This window comes from Aliidongia sp. (genome assembly GCF_035943795.1).
Lineage (GTDB): Bacteria > Pseudomonadota > Alphaproteobacteria > ATCC43930 > CGMCC-115725 > Aliidongia.
The window spans coordinates 168,013-186,728 of the sequence record NZ_DASZBY010000100.1; the positions used below are offsets into that span (position 1 = coordinate 168,013).

Below are 18,716 nucleotides of genomic sequence, written 5' to 3' on the forward strand. Positions count from 1 at the left end.
TGCGCACAGAAAGCTAAGATTGCGGGCGCCGCATCGACACCAGGAAAGATCGTGCGGACGAAACTCTCTAGAGTGCCGCGCCGGCCGACAGCAGGCTCGTGGCGGCCGCGCGGGCCTCTTCGGTGATGCTGGCGCCGGACAGCATGCGGGCGATCTCCTCGCGCCGCTCCGCCTCGTCCAGGCGGTCGACCCGAGTGACGGTCGTATCCTTGGCCTGGTTCTTGGCGACGCGCCAGTGGTGCCGGCCACGTGCCGCCACCTGGGGGCTGTGGGTCACGACCAGGACCTGCAACTCCTGGCCCAGCAGCGCCAGCCGCTCGCCGACCGCGGCGGCGACGGCGCCGCCGATGCCGCTGTCGACCTCGTCGAACACGATGGTCGGGACGCTCGATACGCGGGCCAGCACGACCTTGAGCGCCAGCAGGAAACGCGACAGCTCGCCGCCGGACGCGATCTTGGTCATCGGCCCGGGTGCGGCGCCGGGGTTGGTCGCGACCTCGAACGCGACGCGCTCGGCCCCGTCCGGTCCCCAATCCGCTGGTTCCAGCGTCGCGAGGGTGGTCGAGAAGCGCGCCCGGTCGAGTTTCAGGGGGGCCAGTTCGGTCTGCACCGCCCGGTCGAGCTTGCCGGCGGCGGTTCGGCGCAGGCGGGTCAGCCGCTCGGCTGCAGCGGCGTACCGTGCGCGCGTCTCGGCTTCCCGGGTGGTCAGCCGCTTCAGACCGGCCTCGCCGTCTTCGAGCGTGCCGAGGCGGCCGGCGATCTCGTCGCGCAGGGCCGCCAGCGCGTCGACCGAGACGCCATGCTTGCGGGCGAGGGTGCGCAGGTTGAACAGGCGCTCCTCGACGCTTTCCAGATCGCCGTCGCGCTCATGGTCGCCGATCGCCTGGTCGAGCGCCGCGCGCGCCTCCTCGGTCTCGACCAAAGCGCGTTCGAGTGCCGCGATCGCGGGTTCGAGCGTGCCGCCGGCCTTGTCGCGTACCTTCTCCAACGCACGGGCGGCGACGTTGAGCGCATGTTCGGCACCGCGGTCGCTCGCCAGCTCATGGGCCGCGGCCGCCATCGCTTCGGCGACCTGGGCTCGGTGCATCAGGCGCGCGCGCTGGTCGGCCAGTTGCGTTTCCTCCCCCGGCTGGGGCTTCAGCGCATCCAGCTCACCCAACGCATGACGCAGGAATTCCTCGTCGGCCGCCGCTTTGGTCCGGGCGGCCTCCGCCGTTTCGCGCTCGGTCCGCGCGTCGCGCCAGGCCTGCCAGGCCGTCCGCACTGCCTCGACATCGCCGCGTGCGCCGGCAAAGGCATCGAGCAGAGAGCGGTGGTTCGCCGGATCCATCAAGCCGCGCTGCTCGAACTGGCCCTGGATCTCGACCAGGGTATCGCCCAGTTGCTTCAGCAGGCCGACACCGACCGGTTGGTCATTGACGAAACCGCGCGAGCGCCCGTCGGTGCCGAGCACCCGGCGGAGCACGAGCGTGTCCTCGGCCTCGATGCCCTGTTCGGCCAGGATGGCGCGGGCGGCATGATCCGGACCGATGTCGAATTCGGCGGCGACGATCGCCTGGGCGGCCCCGCGCCGCACCAGGCCGCTCTCGGCACGTGCGCCCAGCGCCAGCCCGAGCGCGTCGAGCAGGATCGACTTGCCGGCCCCGGTTTCGCCGGTCAGCACGGAAAGATGAGAGGGAAAGGCCAGATCCAGCCGCTCGATCAGAACGACATCGCGGATCGTCAGGCTCAAGAGCATGGGTCGGGCGACACGCTGGGCGGCTTCATGGCAGGGCCGACCATACAAGCGAACGGGATCGGGAGCTAGAGCCGGCAGGAGGTCCGGCGGCGCGCGCCGGGTGCGCCGGCCGGATCAGAAAATCGAGCTGAAGGTCCGGCTGAACCAGCCGGGCTTGCTGTCCTCGGCGACGACGCGGCGGCCGCCGACCAGGTCGTAAGTGTCCTGGTACCAGGGGCTATCCGGATAATTATAGCCCAGCACGGCTGCGGTCTGCTTGGCTTCCTCGTTCAAGCCGACGGCGGTGTAGCATTCGGCGAGGCGGGCAAGCGCTTCCGGCACGTGGCTGGTCGTCTGGAAATCGCCGATGACCTTGCGGAAGCGGTTGATCGCCGCGACATATTGCGCCTGCTTCTCGTAATAGCGGCCGATCTCCATCTCCTTGCCGGCCAGATGGTCGCGCGTCAGGTCCATCTTCAGCCGCGCGTCGCGGGCGTAGCGGGAGTCGGGGAAACGGGTGATGACGTCGTCGAGTGCCTTCAGCGCCAGCTCGGTATCATGCTGGTCGCGCTCCACGTCGACGATCTGCTCGTAGTACGAGATCGCCTTGATGTAATAGGCGTAGGAGACGTCGCGATGGCCCGGATGCAGCTGGATGAAGCGGTCCGCGGCGGTGATGGCGGCGTCGTACTTGTCGCCCTGGTACTGGACATAGGCCTGCATCAGCTGGGCCTTGGTCGCCCAGACCGAATAGGGATGCTGACGCTCGACTTCGTCGAACAGCTTGCCGGCCGTCGCCCAATGCTGGTCGCCCATCTGGTCGACGGCGGCGTTGTAGAGCGTCTCGACCGGCTGGTCCTTATAGGTGTCCTTGTCCGTATCGGAGCATCCGGCGAGAGCCAGCCCGCACATCAGAGCAAGGGCGGCCAAAACACGGCCGGTCCGAAGTCTCAGCATCCCGCTACATGGTCCTTCAGTGATGCCGGAGGGCGTAGAGCCGCCGGCAAGGCCGGGCTAGCACGCCGGCAGAGCGGGTCTCTTAGCACAGTCATGCGGCTTCGGCGAGAGGGGCGGTACGGACAGGTGTCCGCGCCGATTTCGACACCGATCAGGCGGTGGCGCGCGCCGGCTCCTGCCAGGCGTCGAGCGACTCGGCCTCGGCCAGCGTGACGTAGCACCAGGCGTCGGCGTCGTCGAACAGCGCTTCGAGCGTCCGGCGATTGAGCGCGTGGCTCGACCGCACGCCTTCGAACCGGCCGAGGATCGGGCTGCCGGCCAGATAGAGGTCACCGATCGCGTCCAGCGCCTTGTGACGGACGAACTCGTCGGGATAGCGCAGGCCGCCCTCGTTCAACACCTTGTCGCCGTCGATCACGATGACATTGTCGAGCGAGCCGCCGAGCGCGCGACCGGCCGCGCGCAGCTGATCGACCTCGGCCAGGAAGCCGAAGGTGCGGGCGCGGCTGATCTCGGTCTTGAAGATGCCGGGCTCGACCGTCACGTGCGTGGTCTGGCGCGCGATGGCCTTGCTGGCGAAATCGATGGTGAAATCGACCGAGAAGCCGTCGCCCGGCTCCAGGTCGGCCGAACTCTGGCCCTGCTCGACATGGATCGGCTTCAGCACCTTGACGAAGCGGCGCGCCGCCAGTTGCTCGATCGTGCCGGCACATTCGATCAGGAACACGAAGGGGGCGGCAGAACCGTCCATGATCGGCACCTCGGGGCCGATGATGTCGACGATCGCATTGTCGACGGCGCAGCCGGCGAGCGCCGACATCAGATGCTCGATCGTCATGATCGTGGTGCCGTTGCCGTCGGTCAGAACGGTGCACAAAGCCGACTCGACCGAATGGCGCCAATCGGCCTTGATCTCGACCGGCGCGCCTGCCACGTCCAGGCGGCGAAACACGATACCCGTGTTGGCCGGCGCCGGACGCAGGGTCATCGCTGCCTTGATGCCGCTATGAAGCCCGACCCCGGTGCAATGGATCGGCGCCTTCAGCGTCTTCTGCAGGACGGCACCCTTGTGAAACATGACCAAACCCGAATCTATGTCGTGAGGGCAGCGGGCCTTCATCGGTGCTTAATGAATAGCGATTGGCCTCGTCTCTAACAAATCACTCTTGATGAACGAATGTTGCAGCGCGAGTGGTAAAATATTGGTTCCAGAACAAAGGCTTATTTTGCGACTCTGCTGTGAGATGTCAACGGTCCGACCGATTTCCTGCGGTTGTGAAAACGAGGGCGCCGCCGTTGCCGGCGACGCCCTCGTCAGTCGAGACCGATCCTTAGGGGATCAGTTGGCCTGGCGGCGCAGGAACGCCGGGATGTCCAGGTAGTCCTCTTCGCTGCTTTGCGGCGCACGCTCCGCCGGATCGACGCCGTTCAGGCGCGGTGCCGCCGGGGGCTGGGTTCGCGGTGCCGGCTGCTGCGGCGCGCGAGGCGGCTCGACATGGCCGCGCCCGATGATGCGCTGGAACAGGCTCGGCCCGCCCTGGCGCTTCGCCGTGGTCTGGGGCTGGGTCGCGCGCATGGTGCCCAGCGGCTGGTCCGCGTCGCCGCGCGTTGCGGCCGGCTGCATCGGGCGCGGGGCGAGGAACGCGTCGCCGGCTACTTCGGCCGAGGGGCGCTGCTCGACCGGGGCGGCCGGTGCCCGCTGCTGCGGGGTCTGGATCGGCAGCTCGCCCATGGTATGGACGGCGGTCGTCGCCTTGCGGGTCAGGTTGGCGATCGATGCCGGCTCGTCGAGCCGTCCGCCCGAGGTCTCGCCCAGGGCTTCCGAGGCGGCGGCGAGCGGGGTCGAGATCGCGGCCTTCTGCCGTTCGGCCTGCTGTTGGGCGGCCAACGCCTGGGCCGCGACCATGGCGCGCGCCGCGTTCGACACTTCGGCGTCGATGCCGGTCGCCACGACCGAAATGCGCATCTTGCCTTCCAGCTTCTCGTCGAAGGTCGAGCCGAAGATGATGTTCGCTTCCGGATCCACTTCCTCGCGGATGCGGTTCGCGGCCTCGTCGACCTCGAACAGAGTCATGTCCGAACCGCCGGTGATGTTAATCAGAACGCCGCGCGCGCCGCGCATCGACACGTCGTCGAGCAGCGGGTTCGAGATCGCGGCTTCCGCGGCATCGATCGCGCGCTTCTCGCCCGCGGCCTCGCCCGTGCCCATCATCGCCTTGCCCATCTCGCTCATGACGGCGCGGATGTCGGCGAAATCGAGGTTGATCAGGCCCGGCATGACCATGAGGTCGGTCACGCCGCGCACGCCGGCATACAGCACGTCATCGGCCATCTTGAAGGCCTCGGCGAAGGTTGTGCGCTCGTTGGCGACCCGGAACAGGTTCTGGTTCGGGATGATCAGCAAGGTGTCGACGAACTTGGTCAGTTCCTCGATGCCGGCCTCGGCCAGCCGCATGCGGTTGGTACCCTCGAACTGGAACGGCTTGGTCACGACGCCGACGGTCAGGATGCCGTTCTCGCGCGCCATCTTCGCGATGACCGGGGCCGCTCCCGTACCCGTGCCGCCGCCCATGCCCGCGGTGATGAACACCATGTTCGAGCCGTTCAGGTGGGTCAGGATCTCCTCGGCCGCCTCTTCGGCGGCCTGGCGGCCGACGTCGGGCCGGGCGCCGGCGCCGAGGCCGCGCGTGACCGACTGGCCCAGCTGGACCTTGCGGTCGGCCAGCGAATGCTGCAGCGCCTGGGCGTCCGTGTTGCACGCGATGAACTCGCAGCCGACCAGATTGGCGCGGACCATGTTGTTGACCGCATTGCCGCCGGCGCCGCCGACGCCGACCACCATGATGCGCGGGGTCAGGTCGCTGAATTCCTTGGGAATGCTGAGATTGATGGTCATGGGGTCCTCCGGGTCAGGGCACAGCCGCCGAGCAGTCGGTTACGGGGTTCAGCAACTAGGGCGAATCGAACGCGAAGTCTGATCTGTCCGGCCCCTCGCCAGATGCTGCGATTCTGCTCGAATCGGCTGGCCAGATCAATAGGCGGTAGTAAAAACGGTGTCGGCATACTACAAATTCTCCTTCAGCCAACCACCGATCCGACCGAACATGCCCTTGGGCGCATCCGGTGCATTCGGGTCCCGGCCTCGGGTTTCGGCCCGTTCCGACGTGGCGAAATGCAGCAGCCCGGCCGCGGTCGCGAAGGCGGGCCCGCCGGTCGCCTCGGCCAGCCCTGAAATCCGGGTCGGCTTGCCGATTCGCACTTGTTTGTCGAGGATCATGCCGGCCAGCTCGCGCGTACCGGGCAATTGGGCGGCACCGCCGGTCAGCACGACCTGCCGGCCGGCCAGCTTGTCGAAGCCCGAGGTCTCCAGCCGGTTGCGCACCAGCTCGAACGTCTCTTCCAGGCGCGGCGTGATGATCGCGATCAGGTGGGATTTCGGCACGTGGTTGGTGTGGCCGTCCTCTTCCTCGCCCACGACCGGCACGCTGATCGTCTCGCGCTCGTCGGCCGGGGACGGAATGGCGCTGCCGTAGAGCGTCTTCATCCGCTCGGCGTGGCTGATCGGGGTCGACAGGCCGCGCGCGATGTCGTTCGTCACATGGACGCCGCCGACCGGCACCGTGTCGGCATAGACGATGGAGCCGTCGTAGAATACGGCGATCGAGGTCGTGCCGCCGCCCATGTCGATGACCGTGACGCCCAGCTCCATCTCGTCGTCGACCAGGGCGGCCAGGCCCGCCGCATAGGGCGAGACCACCATGCCGGAGACTTCGAGGTGGCAGCGGCCGACCGCCGCCATCATGTTGCGCACGGCGGCGGAGCCGGCCGAGACGACATGCATGTTGACGCCCAGGCGCTCGCCCATCATGCCGCGGGGGTCGCGGATGCCCCGGCTGCCGTCGATCGAGAACCCGACCGGGATCGAATGGATGATCTGGCGGTCGGTCGGCTCGCGATAGGCATGGCCCTGGTTCAGCACGCGCTTCATGTCGGCATCGACGATCTCGCGCCCGCCGATCGGAATCTCGACCGGCACGATGCGCGAGGCGGGAAAGCCGCCCGACAGGTTGACCACGACCTGGGTGATGGTTTCGCCCGCCATCTGCTCGGCTGCATGGACGGCGTTCAGCATCGAGGTCGCGGCTGCGTCCAGGTCGACGATCTGGCCGGCTCGCACGCCGCGCGACACCTGATGGCCGATGCCCAGCACGCGCGGGCCGCCGGTCTCGCGGCGCGCGATGAAGCTGCACACTTTCGTGGTGCCGATGTCGACGGCGGCGATCAGCGCGCCGCGGGGACGGGATGCGGCTTTGCTCATGTCTTCTTTGCCGCCGGCTTGGAGTTTTTGCCCTGCGGCGCCTTGGCGGGCTCCTGGCTCACCTTGACGACGACCCGGTCGGCCAGCCGCAGGTCGACCCGCTCGATGTCGCGGGCCAGCAGCCCATGGTCGCGATCGATTGCCGCCAGATGGGTCCAGGCCTCGGCCACGCCGGTTTCGGGCAGTTCGATGTCGATGCCGCTGTCCAGCTTCAGGTTCCAGCGCCGATCGTTGATCCAGACCGCGGCCTGGATCTTCTTCATCAGGTCCGGCTGCGCGCCCAGGATCCCGATCAGGGCCTGGGCATGTTTCGGTGCGTCGTCGCCCACGACCAGCAGCAGGTTCGAATAGCGATCCAGATGCTCGGTCGCCACGACCACGCCGTCCTGGTCGATCAGCACCATCTTGCCGTGGCGCTGCCAGAGGGCGAGCGGCTTGCGCTCGGTCAGCTTGACATAGAGGCGGCCCGGCAGCTGGCGCTCGACCGCGGCGGTGCGGACCCAGGGCAACGCTTCGAGCTGCAGCTTGGCGGCGGCCGGGCTGACGCCGAAGATCGGCGCGCCGCGCTTGGCGTTGACCGCGGCCAGAATCTCGTCGGGCGTCGTCATCTCGCGGCCCTCGACATCGAGCGCCTGGACCGTGAAACCGGCCGCGGCGGTCGTCGCCAGCAGGGCGCCGGACAGGCGCGAACCGTGATCCAGCTGGTCGGCGGCGGCGATGGCCAGGAAGATCACCGCGCCCACGCCCAGGCCGGCGGCCAGCACGCGCGTCGGCCGACGGGGCAGCCAGCGCACGATCCGCCGCTTCAGCAGCAGGCGCTTCGCGCCTTCGAGGTTCTTCGCCGCCGGTTTCACGCGTCGCATGCGGCACACTCCACCATCCAGGCGCACAGTTCGGCATAGGAAATGCCCGCCGCCTTGGCCGCGTCGGGCACCAGGGACGTCGGCGTCATGCCGGGTTGCGTGTTGACTTCGAGCAGGTAGAGCCGGCCCGGTGTTTCGACGGTGTCGTCGTAGCGGAAGTCGGCCCGGCTGACACCCCGGCAGCCCAGCGCCTGATGTGCTGCGACGGCGATACGCTCGGCCTCGGCGTAGATCGCGGGCGGCAGCTCGGCCGGGCAGATGTGGGACGAGCCGCCCGCCGCATATTTCGCCTCGTAATCGTACCAGGTGCCGCGCGCGACGATCTCGATCACGCCCAAGGCGCGGTCGCCCATCACGGCGACGGTCAACTCGCGCCCCGGAATGAAGCGTTCGACCAGCATGGTGTCCTTGATCTCGTTGGCGGCGATCGACCGGTTCTCGCCTTCGCGCACGATGATCACGCCGACCGAGGAGCCCTCGTTCGCCGGCTTCACCACATAGGGGGCATCCATGACCGTGCCGGCCAGGATCTCCTCGCGGCTGGCGACGCGGCCCTCGACCACGGGCAGGCCGGCGGCGGCGAACAGTGCCTTGGCCATCGGCTTGTCCATGGCGACGGCCGAGGCGAGCAGGCCGGAATGGGTATAGGGAATGCCCAGCAGGTTGAGCATGGCCTGGATATGGCCGTCTTCGCCGCCGCGCCCGTGCAGCGCGTTGAATACCGCGTCCGGCCGCGGCAGCAGCAGGGTGGCGAAGGTCGCCGGGTCGCGCGGCGGGTCGATCTCGACCACGTCATAGCCCGATTGGCGCAGCGCGTCGGCACAGCCCCGGCCGGTCGACAGCGACACCTTTCGCTCGGCCGACCAGCCGCCGCGCAGCACGGCGACGCGCTTCTTCTTGGCGGCAGCGGTCATGGCGCCACCCCCTCGATGCCCGGCAGCGGGCGGCCGATCCGCCTGATTTCCCAGTCGAGCGTGATGCCGCTGGTTTCGAACACCCGGCGGCGCACTTCCTCGCCTAGGCCTTCGAGGTCGGCGGCGGTCGCCTCGCCGCGGTTGATCAGGAAATTGGTATGCAATTGCGATACCATGGCGGCGCCGCGCACCAGCCCGCGGCAGCCGGCCTGGTCGATCAGCGCCCACGCCTTGTGGCCGGGCGGGTTGGCGAAGGTCGAGCCGCCGGTCCGGGACCGGATCGGCTGGGTCGCCTGGCGCTGGGCCTGGATGTCGGCGATGCGTGCCGCGACCACCGCCGGATCCTCCGGCACGCCCTTCAAGGTCGCGTGCAGGAACACCCAGTCGGCCGGCGCACCGCAATGGCGATATCCCAGGTCGAGCTCGTCCGGCGTCACGACCAGGTGATGGCCCGAGCCGTCGATGACCGCGGCGCCCGACAGTACGTCCCTGATCTCGGCACCATAGGCGCCCGCGTTCATGCGCAGGGCACCGCCGATCGTGCCCGGAACGCCGGACAGGAATTCCAGGCCGCCCAGACCAGCCTGGGCGCAGCTTTCCGCGACGTTGGCGTCGAGCGCGCCGGCGCCGGCATAGACCTGGTCGCCCTTGACCGCGACGTCGGCGAACGGGCGGCCCAGGCGGATGACCACGCCGGGCACGCCGCCGTCGCGCACCAGCAGGTTGGACGCGACGCCGATCACGGTCACTGGCACGTCGGCGGGCTTCGCCGCCAGGAAATCGGTCAGATCCGCCATGTCGGCCGGACGGAACAGCACCTCGGCCGGGCCGCCGACGCGGAACCAGGTGTTGGCCGCCAAGGGCGCATCGGCGACCAGGCGGCCACGCACCTTGGGCAGGCGCTCGATCAAGTTCAGGGGCTGGCGGGCGGGCATCATCGTGCGTCCTTCGCCCCGGCCAGCTGGTCCAGCGCCGCCGGCAGGCCGTTCGCCCAATTGGTGATCGATCCGGCGCCCAGGCACACGACCATGTCGCCGGGGCCGGTCAGATCCTTGACCATGGCGGGCAGCTCGGCGGGGCTCGGCAGCGCCAGGACATGGCGATGGCCGCGGGCGATCAACCCCTGGACCAGGTGATCGCGATCGATGCCCGGCATCGGGGCTTCACCCGCCGCATAGATGTCGGCGACCAGCACCAGATCGGCGTCGTTGAAGCAGCGGCAGAAATCGTCGAACAGATTGGCGACGCGGCTGTAGCGATGCGGCTGGACCACGGCCACGACCCGACCATGGGTCGCCTGGCGCGCGGCCTTCAACACGGCCGAGATCTCGACCGGGTGATGGCCGTAGTCGTCGATCACGGTCACACCCCCCGAGACGCCGGTCTTGGTGAAACGCCGCTTCACGCCGCCGAAATTCGCCAGCGCCGTCTTCAAGACCGCGTCCTCGATGCCCATCTCGCTGCCGACCGCGATGGCGGCCAGCGAGTTCAGCACGTTGTGCTGGCCGTACATCGGCAGCTTGACCCGGTCGAGCGTGCGCTGGACCCCGGAGATCCGGTCGGTCAGCACCACGTCATAGACCGCACCCGACGGGTCGATCTCGACATTGGTCGCCCGGACGTCGGCCTGGGGCGACAGGCCGTAGGTCACGATGCGGCGGTCCGACACGCGCGGGATCATGCTCTGGACGACCGGGTGGTCGACGCACAGCGCCGCGAAGCCATAGAACGGGATGTTGGTGACGAAGCTCTCGAACGCGGCCTGGACCGCCTCGAAATTTCCATAGAAATCAAGATGTTCCGGGTCGATGTTCGTGACGATGCCGATCGTCGCCGGCAGGCGGGTGAAGGTGCCGTCGCTCTCGTCCGCCTCGGCCACCATCCATTCACCGGCGCCGAGCCGCGCATTGGTGCCGTAGGCATTGATGATGCCGCCGTTGACCACGGTCGGATCCAGGTTGGCGGCGTCGAGCACGGCCGCGACCATCGAGGTCGTCGTGGTCTTGCCGTGGGTGCCGGCGATGGCGATCGACCATTTCAGCCGCATCAGTTCGCCCAGCATCTCGGCCCGGCGCACGACCGGCAGCAGGCGCGCGCGGGCCGCCATCAGCTCCGGATTGTCCGACTTGATGGCCGAGGACACGACGACGACCTGGGCATTCTCGATGTTCTCGGCGACATGGCCGATCTTGACCGGGATGCCGAGCTTGACCAGCCGCTGGGTATTGCCCCCCTCGGACACGTCGCTGCCCTGCACCGAATAGCCGAGGTTGTGCAGGATCTCGGCGATCCCGCTCATGCCGATGCCGCCGATTCCGACGAAATGCACCGTGCCGATGCTGAGCGGCAGCGCTCTCATGGCCGGTCTTCCTCTTTGGTCAAACGTTCCACCAGATCCGCCAGCCGCTCGGCGGCCGCCGGTTCGCCCAAGGCGCGGGCGGCGGCGGCGGCGCGCGCCAACGCCGGGCCGTCGGTCAGGATCTCGCCCAGCAGGCGCGCGACCCGCTCGACGGTGAAGTCGGCCTCGCTCAGCAGCCAGGCGGCACCGCCCTCGACCAGCACGCGCGCGTTGGCGGTCTGCTCGTCGGCGATCGCGCCGGCGAACGGCACCAGCAGGGCCGGCCGGCCGGCGACGGTCAATTCGGCCGTGGTCGAGCCGCCGGCGCGTGCCAGCACCAGGTGGGCGGCCGCGAGCCGTTCGGGGATATCGTCGAAGAACCGCCTGGTCTCGATGGCGAGGCCGCTGTCGCGATAGGCGGCCTCGACGGCATCGAGGTCTTCCGGCCGCACCTGCTGGCTGACCACGAGACGGGCCTTGAGGGCGGCCGGCAGCGCCTTCAGCGCCTCCGGCACGACGCGCGACAGGATGCGCGCGCCCTGGCTGCCACCGATGATCAGCAGACGGACCGGACCGTCGGCGTCCGGCGCCACGTAGGGCAGGTCGCGCACCGCGACGACCGCCGGACGCACCGGATTGCCGGTACGCTCGATCTTGCTTCGGTCGCTCGCGGGCACGCCCGAGACCCGTTCAAACGAGGTCGCGATGGCGCGCACCCGGGTCGCCAGCATCCGGTTGGCCCGGCCCAGCACCGCATTCTGGTCGTGGATCAGGGTCGGCAGCTTCAGGCTGGTCGCGGCCACCATGGTCGGCATCGAGGGATAGCCGCCGAAGCCCACGACCGCGCCGGGGCGCAACCGGCCGAGCAGGCGGCGTGCCTCGAGGATGCCCCGACCCAGGTCGAGCGCGAACCGGACTTTGCCCAGCAGCCCGCCGCCGAGCCGACCGGCGCGGACCCGGTAGGTATCCACGCCGGCGACCGGGAATTCCTTGCCGCGCTTGTCGGTCACGAGCGCCACCGGACGCCCGCGCCCGACCAGCGCGCGGGCGAGCGCCTCGGCTGGAAACAGGTGGCCGCCGGTACCGCCGGCGGCGAGCACGACCAAGGAACGGGCAGCCGTCACACCAGCTCTCCCGTGCCATAGCGCCGCCGGGTGAAGGCCAGCAGCATGCCCATGCCCAGGCCCAGTGCGATCAGCGACGACCCGCCATAGCTGAGGAACGGCAGGGTCATGCCCTTGGTCGGGATCATGTGCAGGGTCGACGACATGTTGATGACCGCCTGCAGCCCGAACTGCACCAGCAGGCCGGTGCCGCCGAGCACGACATAGAGGTTGTTCTCGTGGAACAGCCGCGCGAAGCCACGCAGCACGACGAAGGCGAAGACCACGACGATGACCAGGCAGATCACCAGGCCCAATTCCTCGCCCGCGACCGCGAACACGAAGTCGGCATGGGCGTCGGGCAGGTATTCCTTGACCGTGCCCTCGCCCGGGCCTCGACCCCACAGGCCGCCGTTGGCGAACGCCTCCATCGAGCGGGTGACCTGGTAGCTGTCGCCGGTCGAGGGATCGAGGAACCGGTCGATGCGGCTCGCCACGTGCGGGAAGATGAAATAGGCGCCGACCAGGCCGCCGGCGCCGGCCAGCGCCAGCAGCCCGACCAGGATGATCGGCAGGCCGGCCAGGTAGAATTGCGTGAACCAGATCGTGCTGACCACCACCGCCTGACCCAGGTCCGGCTGCTTCAGCAGCAGGCCGACGGTCAGCAGGTAGAGCGCGATGGCGATGGCATTGCCGGGGATCACGACATGCGGGTTCTTCTGCTGGGCGAACAGCCAGGCGCAGACGATGGCGAAGAACGGCTTCACGAATTCCGACGGCTGGATCGAGATGCCGGCCAGGCTGACCCAGCGCCGGGCGCCCTTGATCTCGGTGCCCATGACGAAGGTCATGCACAGAAGGACGACGGTGATTGCCAATCCGACCATGGCCACGCGCCGGATGGTGCGCGGCGATTGCAGCGAGATGAAGAACATGAGACCGAGCGCCACCGGCATGATCAGCATCTGGTGGCGCACGAAATAGAAACTGTCGGCGCCGATGCGCTCGGCCACCGCCGGGCTCGCCGCCAGGATCAGCAGCCCGCCGAAGCCGCACAGCACGCCGACCGCGAGCACGGTCCAGCGGTCGACCGTCCACCACCAGCGGCCGATCATGCTTTGGTCGGTACGGGCGATACTCATCGGCGGGCCTCGTCGACAATCTTGCGGGCAAGGGCGCGGAACGCGTCGCCGCGCGCCTCGTAGCTGGCGAATTGGTCGTAGGACGCACAGGCCGGCGACAGCAGTACGACGCCGTCTCCGCGTCCGTCTGCGGTGCCGTCCCGGCGGGCGGCGGCCGTGGCATCGGCGATGGCGGTGGCCAGATCGCCCGACCGCGTGACCGCGACGTGGCCGTCCAGGGTGCGCGCGAATTCGTCGCTGGCCTGGCCGATCAGGAAGGCGCCGGCCAGGCGCGGAAAGAAGGGCGCGAGCGAGGCGATGCCGCCGGCCTTGGGCAGGCCGCCGGCGATCCAGTAGATCCGCTCGTAGCAGCCGAGCGCCTTGGCGGCCGCATCGGCGTTGGTCGCCTTGGAATCATTGACGAAGCGCAGGCCGGGCAGGCTTGCGGCCAACTCCTGGCGATGCGGCAGGCCGGGATATGTCGCGAGCGCCGCGGCGATCTCGGCCGGTGCCACGCCGGCGACGCGGCAGGCGGCATAGGCCGCGGCGGCGTTCTGCCAATTATGCCGGCCGGGCAGGGTCGGTACCGGGCGCAGGTCCATGATCGCGACGGGCGCTTCGTCCAGATGGTCGATCAGCCGGCCGTCGACGACGGAGACGCCGCCCGCGACCGGCCCCTCGGCCGAGATCCGGACGAGTCGTGCCGGACCCTGCGTCAGTTCGGCGGCGAGCGCCCGGACATGATCGTCGTCGACGCCCAGGATCGCGGTGTCGCCGGCCACCTGGTTGTGGAAGATCCGCCGCTTGGCCGCGATATAGCCCGCCATGTCGCCATGCCGGTCGAGATGGTCGGGCGTGACGTTGAGCAGGATCGCCGTGCCGAAGCGCAGGGTCGAGACCAGGTCGAGCTGAAAGCTCGACATCTCGATCACGTAATGGCCGTCCGACCCCAGTTCCGGCAGCGACAGCGCGGGGATGCCCAGGTTGCCGCCGACGGCGGCGGGCCGACGCGCGGCGGCCAGGACGTGGCCGATCAGGGCCGTCGTGGTCGACTTGCCGTTGGTGCCGGTAATGCCCAGGAACCGGGCGCCTGTGCCGGCGCGGGCCAACAGCTCGATGTCGCCGATCACCTCGATGCCGGCGTCGAGCGCGCGGGTGGCGGCCGGGTGCGGCGTCGGGTGGGTCAGCGGAATGCCGGGGCTCATGACGAGCGCGCTCCAGTCGAGCGGCTCGACTGTCGCGAGGTTGGCCAGCGAAAGACCGGCGGCGCGGCCGGCGGCGCGGCCCTTCTCCCCATCGTCCCAGGCGACCACGCGGGCGCCGGACGCCTCCAGCGCTTGGGCGGCGACCAGGCCGGAGCGTGCAAGGCCCAGCACGGCCACGGTCCGATCGCGGAAGGGCAGGGTGGCGATCATCGCAGCTTCAACGTCGAGAGGCCGATCATCGCGAGGATGACGGCGATGATCCAGAACCGGATGACGATGGTCGGCTCGTGCCAGCCCTTCTTCTCGAAATGATGGTGGATCGGCGCCATGCGGAACACGCGCTTGCCGGTCAGCTTGAAACTGGCGACCTGGACGATGACCGACACGGTCTCGAGCACGAACACGCCGCCGATGATGGCCAGCACCACCTCGTTCTTGGTGATGACGCTGATGGCGCCCAGCGCCGAGCCGATCGCGAGCGAGCCGGTGTCGCCCATGAACACCATGGCCGGCGGCGCATTGAACCACAGGAAGCCCAGGCCGGCACCGATCAGCGCCGCGCAGAACACCAGGAGCTCGCCGGTTCCCGGCACGTGATGGATCTGCAGGTAGTTGGCATAGACGACGTTGCCGGCCAGATAGGCGATCAGGCCGAACGAGCCCGCGGCGATCATGGCCGGCACGATCGCCAGCCCATCGAGCCCGTCGGTCAGGTTGACCGAGTTCGAAGCGCCGACGATGACGAACATCGCGACCGGCACGAAGAAGATGCCGAGCTCGAACAGCGCGTTCTTGAGGAACGGCAGCGCGAACTTGGTCGCGAGCCCGTCGCCGGTCAGTTGCACGATCGCGACGGCGGCGATGCCGGCGATCAAGGCTTCGATCAGCAGGCGCTTGCGGCCGGAGACGCCATTGTGCGACCGGCGGGTCAGCTTGCGGTAATCGTCGGCGAAACCGACCGCGCCGAAGCCCATGGTCACGAACAAGGTGACCCAGACGAAGCCGTTCGACAGGTCCATCCAGACCAGGGTCGAGATCGACAGCGCCATCAGGATCAGGAACCCGCCCATGGTCGGCGTGCCCTTCTTCTTCAGGTGTCCTTCCGGCCCGTCGGTCCGGATCGGCTGGCCCTCGCCCTGCTTGGACTTCAGCCAGGCGATCACGTGCGGCCCCATGATGAAGCTGATGACCAGAGCCGTCAGGAACGCGCCGCCCGATCGCACCGTGATGTAGCGGAACAAATTGAACAGCACGAACTGGTCGGCGAAGGGAGCCAGGAGATTCAACATGATACGGACTGGCTCTTCAGGAATGCGGTGCCGCTGACGAGCGGCTTGACGATGTCGGCCATACGGGTGCCGAGCGAACCTTTGACGGTGACGACATCCCCGGCGCCGAGGGCGCCCGCGACCAGGGGCGCCAGTTCTGCGGCGCTGTCGCGATGGGCGCCGCGCAGCGCTGCCGGCAGGGCGTCGAACAGCCCGCGCATCAGCGGGCCGCAGGCGAAAACCAGGTCGGCGCCGCTGGCGAGCAGCGGTGCCGCCAGCTCTTCGTGCAGGGCCGGCCCGGCCGATCCCAACTCGCGCATGTCGCCCAGCACCGCGATACGGCGCCCGCGGCCTGCGGGACGCTGTGCCGCCAGCACGGCGAAGGCGGCGCGCATGGAAACGGGGCTGGCGTTGTAGCTTTCGTCGATCAGAGTGGCGCTGCCGCCGGCGACGGTGAGGGTCAGCCACTTGCCGCGGCCGGTGACGCCGGCGAGCGTGCCCAGTGCGGCGGCTGCCTGGGCCAGGTCGGCGCCGAGCGCCTCGACCGCGACCAGAACCGCCAGCGAGTTCAGTACGAGATGCTTGCCCGGCACGCCCAAGCGATAGGCGATGCGCCGGCCGGCGATGACGGCCTCGACCTCGCTCGCCTCCGCACCCAAGGCCACGGAGACGAGCCGTGCGTCCGCCTGCGCCTGCTCGCCGAACGAGACGATCTGCAGGCCGTGCGCCCGGGCGGCATCGGCCAGCCGGCCGAACATCGGGGTGTCGCGATTCAGGATCGCCACGGCGCCCGGCGCCATGCCCTCGAAAATCTCGGCCTTGGCGTCGGCGATCGCCTCGATGCCGCTGAAATATTCGAGATGGACCGGCTCGATCGTGGTCACGATCGCGACGTCGGGGCGAACCTGGGCGGTCAGCGCGCGGATCTCGCCCGCATGGTTCATGCCCACTTCGAACACGCCATATTGCGTGTCGCGCGGCATGCGGCCCAGCGACAGCGGCACGCCCCACTGATTGTTGAAGCTGCCGGTCGCCCAATGGGTGCGGCCCTGCGGCACCAGGCAATGGGCCAGCGCCTCCTTGGTCGAGGTCTTGCCGACGCTGCCGGTCACGGCGACGATGCGCGCTGTCGCGCGCGCGCGCGCGCGGGCGACGGCGCCCAGCCGCTCGAGCGCGCTCTGCGTGTCGTCGACCAGGACGAGCGACGCATCCTCGGCCACATCCGCCGGCCGGTGCGCGACGATGGCCAGACCGGCGCCCTGGGCCAACGCCTTGGCGACATAGTCGTGTCCGTCGAAATTCGGGCCGACTAGCGCCAGGAACGCCTCGCCGGCCGCGACCGTGCGGCTGTCGATCGAAATGCCGGGAATGCTCTCGGGGGCACGGCCCGAAGCCGCGCCCCGGACCGCCTCCGCCAACTCGGCGGGGGTCCAGAGCGGGGGGATGCGGGCGGTCATCGCTTCAGGCCGCGGGCGTCGATGGCGGCGCGAGCGACCTCGGCATCGTCGAACGGATGGACGATGCCGGCGACGGTCTGGCCCTGCTCGTGGCCCTTGCCGGCGATCACGAACACGTCGCCTGCGTCGAGCAGGCCGATGCCATGGCCGATGGCCGCGGCACGATCGCCGATCTCGATGGCATCGGGGCAGGCGGCCAGGATGGCGCGCCGGATCAGGGCCGGTTCTTCGCTGCGCGGATTGTCGTCGGTCACGATCTGCACGTCGGCCAGACGGGCGCACATGGCGCCCATCAAGGGCCGCTTGGTCGGATCGCGGTCGCCGCCGGCCCCGAACGCCACGATCAGCTTGCCGGTCGCGTGCGGACGCAGCGCGGTCAGGATCTTCTCCAGCCCGTCGGGCGTATGGGCGTAATCGACGAACACGGCGGCGTCGTTCGCCAGGGTGGCGACCAGTTCGACCCGGCCGCGCACGCCCTGCAGGCGGGTCAGTGCGTCGAGTGCCCGGTCCGGATCGATGCCGGTCGCGATCGCGAGGCCGAGGGCGGCCAGCGCGTTCATCGCCTGGAACGTGCCGACCAGCGGCAGCTCGATCGTCCGCTGGCGTCCGAGGATTTCCAGGTCGAGCCGCTGCCCGGTGGGCGTCGAGGTCCGGTCGACCAGGCGCAGCGCGCCGGCGTGGCTGCCGAAATCGAGGATCGGATGGCCGGCGGCGCGCGCGACCGCGGCGGCATCGGCGAATTCCGGGATGTCGGCGTTCAGCACGGCGGTGCCGCCCGGTGCCAGCACATGCTCGAACAGTCGGAGCTTGGCCGCCAGATAGGCCGCCATGGTCCGGTGATAATCCAGATGGTCCTGGGTCAGGTTGGTGAAGGCGCCGGCCACGATGCGCACGCCGTCCAGACGATATTGGTCGAGCCCGTGGGACGAGGCTTCGAGCACCGCGTGATCGATGCCGTCGGCCGCGAGGTCGGCCAGCGCGCGATGCAGCGCCACCGGATCGGGCGTGGTCATGGCGCCGGGCTTGAGGCCATCCGGCCCCTCGATGCCCAGCGTGCCGATCGAGGCGGCGCGTTCGCCGGCGTCGGCCCAGATCTGGCGTGTGAAGCTGGCGGTCGAAGTCTTGCCGTTCGTGCCGGTCACCGCCGCGACCGTCTTGGGCTGCGGGCTGTGCAGCCGGGCGGCGAACAAGGCCAGCGACCGGCGCGGATTGTCGTCGGCCAGCACCGGCACAGCCGCCCCGGCATGGGCGGCTGCCCCCTCAGCGTCGGTCAGGACGGCGGCGGCGCCGCGGCCGATCGCGTCGGCGATGAAGCGGCGCCCATCAAGGGCGACGCCCGGCAGCGCTACGAACAGCGTGCCGGGCGAAACGAGGCGTGAGTCGGCGGTGATCGACCGGATTTCCGGGTCCCTGGCGGCAGCCCATTCGGCAAGTTTCGGGGCGCACGCAGTCATG

General features: G+C 69.3%; 15 protein-coding genes. All 15 read right to left on the reverse strand.

Going from position 1 to position 18,716, the window contains the following annotated elements; genetic code table 11:
- Window positions 1-67: 67 nt before the first annotated feature.
- Window positions 68-1,738: a DNA repair protein RecN gene (gene recN / locus VGV37_RS19380; protein WP_326881385.1), complete on the reverse strand. Its 1,671-nt coding sequence runs from the start codon at window positions 1,736-1,738 to the stop codon at window positions 68-70.
- A 114-nt stretch (window positions 1,739-1,852) separates the two neighbouring features.
- Window positions 1,853-2,674: an outer membrane protein assembly factor BamD gene (locus tag VGV37_RS19385; RefSeq protein ID WP_326881386.1), complete on the reverse strand. Its 822-nt coding sequence runs from the start codon at window positions 2,672-2,674 to the stop codon at window positions 1,853-1,855.
- Window positions 2,675-2,825: 151 nt separating this feature from the next.
- On the reverse strand, window positions 2,826-3,752 hold the full coding sequence (gene lpxC / locus VGV37_RS19390) for a UDP-3-O-acyl-N-acetylglucosamine deacetylase (RefSeq protein ID WP_326881387.1): 927 nt from the start codon (window positions 3,750-3,752) through the stop codon (window positions 2,826-2,828).
- A gap of 261 nt (window positions 3,753-4,013) precedes the next feature.
- Entirely contained in the window at window positions 4,014-5,570 is a 1,557-nt protein-coding gene (gene ftsZ, locus VGV37_RS19395; protein ID WP_326881388.1) for a cell division protein FtsZ, read from the reverse strand.
- Between the two features lie 168 nt (window positions 5,571-5,738).
- The gene (gene ftsA, locus VGV37_RS19400) at window positions 5,739-6,992 is read right to left on the reverse strand and encodes a cell division protein FtsA (RefSeq protein ID WP_326881389.1); all 1,254 of its coding nucleotides are present in this window, start codon (window positions 6,990-6,992) and stop codon (window positions 5,739-5,741) included.
- Window positions 6,989-7,855, reverse strand: a complete 867-nt coding sequence (locus VGV37_RS19405) for a cell division protein FtsQ/DivIB (protein WP_326881390.1) — start codon at window positions 7,853-7,855, stop codon at window positions 6,989-6,991. Before VGV37_RS19405 ends, ftsA begins: the two co-directional genes overlap by 4 nt.
- Complete coding sequence (locus VGV37_RS19410; RefSeq protein WP_326881391.1) at window positions 7,843-8,769, reverse strand: D-alanine--D-alanine ligase; 927 nt, start codon at window positions 8,767-8,769, stop codon at window positions 7,843-7,845. Before VGV37_RS19410 ends, VGV37_RS19405 begins: the two co-directional genes overlap by 13 nt.
- The gene (murB, locus tag VGV37_RS19415) at window positions 8,766-9,704 is read right to left on the reverse strand and encodes a UDP-N-acetylmuramate dehydrogenase (protein ID WP_326881422.1); all 939 of its coding nucleotides are present in this window, start codon (window positions 9,702-9,704) and stop codon (window positions 8,766-8,768) included. Before murB ends, VGV37_RS19410 begins: the two co-directional genes overlap by 4 nt.
- Entirely contained in the window at window positions 9,704-11,128 is a 1,425-nt protein-coding gene (murC, locus tag VGV37_RS19420) for a UDP-N-acetylmuramate--L-alanine ligase (protein ID WP_326881392.1), read from the reverse strand. The genes murB and murC overlap by 1 nt, the downstream gene beginning before the upstream one ends.
- A complete protein-coding gene (murG, locus tag VGV37_RS19425) occupies window positions 11,125-12,231 on the reverse strand; it encodes an undecaprenyldiphospho-muramoylpentapeptide beta-N-acetylglucosaminyltransferase (protein WP_326881393.1) in 1,107 nt (368 codons plus the stop codon). The genes murC and murG overlap by 4 nt, the downstream gene beginning before the upstream one ends.
- Complete coding sequence (locus tag VGV37_RS19430; protein ID WP_326881394.1) at window positions 12,228-13,352, reverse strand: putative peptidoglycan glycosyltransferase FtsW; 1,125 nt, start codon at window positions 13,350-13,352, stop codon at window positions 12,228-12,230. The genes murG and VGV37_RS19430 overlap by 4 nt, the downstream gene beginning before the upstream one ends.
- Entirely contained in the window at window positions 13,349-14,746 is a 1,398-nt protein-coding gene (gene murD, locus VGV37_RS19435; protein ID WP_326881395.1) for a UDP-N-acetylmuramoyl-L-alanine--D-glutamate ligase, read from the reverse strand. The genes VGV37_RS19430 and murD overlap by 4 nt, the downstream gene beginning before the upstream one ends.
- Complete coding sequence (gene mraY, locus VGV37_RS19440) at window positions 14,743-15,825, reverse strand: phospho-N-acetylmuramoyl-pentapeptide-transferase (RefSeq protein ID WP_326881396.1); 1,083 nt, start codon at window positions 15,823-15,825, stop codon at window positions 14,743-14,745. The genes murD and mraY overlap by 4 nt, the downstream gene beginning before the upstream one ends.
- Window positions 15,819-17,261 carry a UDP-N-acetylmuramoylalanyl-D-glutamyl-2,6-diaminopimelate--D-alanyl-D-alanine ligase gene (locus VGV37_RS19445; RefSeq protein WP_326881397.1) on the reverse strand — a complete coding sequence of 481 codons (1,443 nt, stop codon included), beginning with the start codon at window positions 17,259-17,261 and terminating at the stop codon, window positions 15,819-15,821. Before VGV37_RS19445 ends, mraY begins: the two co-directional genes overlap by 7 nt.
- Entirely contained in the window at window positions 17,258-18,715 is a 1,458-nt protein-coding gene (locus tag VGV37_RS19450) for a UDP-N-acetylmuramoyl-L-alanyl-D-glutamate--2,6-diaminopimelate ligase (protein WP_326881398.1), read from the reverse strand. The genes VGV37_RS19445 and VGV37_RS19450 overlap by 4 nt, the downstream gene beginning before the upstream one ends.
- Between the last annotated feature and the right edge of the window lies 1 nt (window position 18,716).

Bases quoted from the DNA above. Each gene is read 5' to 3' on its own strand.
- recN (WP_326881385.1), bottom strand. From the start codon at position 1,738: ATGCTCTTGAGCCTGACGATCCGCGATGTCGTTCTGATCGAGCGGCTG.
- VGV37_RS19385 (WP_326881386.1), bottom strand. From the start codon at position 2,674: ATGCTGAGACTTCGGACCGGCCGTGTTTTGGCCGCCCTTGCTCTGATG.
- lpxC (WP_326881387.1), bottom strand. From the start codon at position 3,752: ATGTTTCACAAGGGTGCCGTCCTGCAGAAGACGCTGAAGGCGCCGATC.
- ftsZ (WP_326881388.1), bottom strand. From the start codon at position 5,570: ATGACCATCAATCTCAGCATTCCCAAGGAATTCAGCGACCTGACCCCG.
- ftsA (WP_326881389.1), bottom strand. From the start codon at position 6,992: ATGAGCAAAGCCGCATCCCGTCCCCGCGGCGCGCTGATCGCCGCCGTC.
- VGV37_RS19405 (WP_326881390.1), bottom strand. From the start codon at position 7,855: ATGCGACGCGTGAAACCGGCGGCGAAGAACCTCGAAGGCGCGAAGCGC.
- VGV37_RS19410 (WP_326881391.1), bottom strand. From the start codon at position 8,769: ATGACCGCTGCCGCCAAGAAGAAGCGCGTCGCCGTGCTGCGCGGCGGC.
- murB (WP_326881422.1), bottom strand. From the start codon at position 9,704: ATGCCCGCCCGCCAGCCCCTGAACTTGATCGAGCGCCTGCCCAAGGTG.
- murC (WP_326881392.1), bottom strand. From the start codon at position 11,128: ATGAGAGCGCTGCCGCTCAGCATCGGCACGGTGCATTTCGTCGGAATC.
- VGV37_RS19430 (WP_326881394.1), bottom strand. From the start codon at position 13,352: ATGAGTATCGCCCGTACCGACCAAAGCATGATCGGCCGCTGGTGGTGG.
- murD (WP_326881395.1), bottom strand. From the start codon at position 14,746: ATGATCGCCACCCTGCCCTTCCGCGATCGGACCGTGGCCGTGCTGGGC.
- mraY (WP_326881396.1), bottom strand. From the start codon at position 15,825: ATGTTGAATCTCCTGGCTCCCTTCGCCGACCAGTTCGTGCTGTTCAAT.
- VGV37_RS19445 (WP_326881397.1), bottom strand. From the start codon at position 17,261: ATGACCGCCCGCATCCCCCCGCTCTGGACCCCCGCCGAGTTGGCGGAG.
- VGV37_RS19450 (WP_326881398.1), bottom strand. From the start codon at position 18,715: ATGACTGCGTGCGCCCCGAAACTTGCCGAATGGGCTGCCGCCAGGGAC.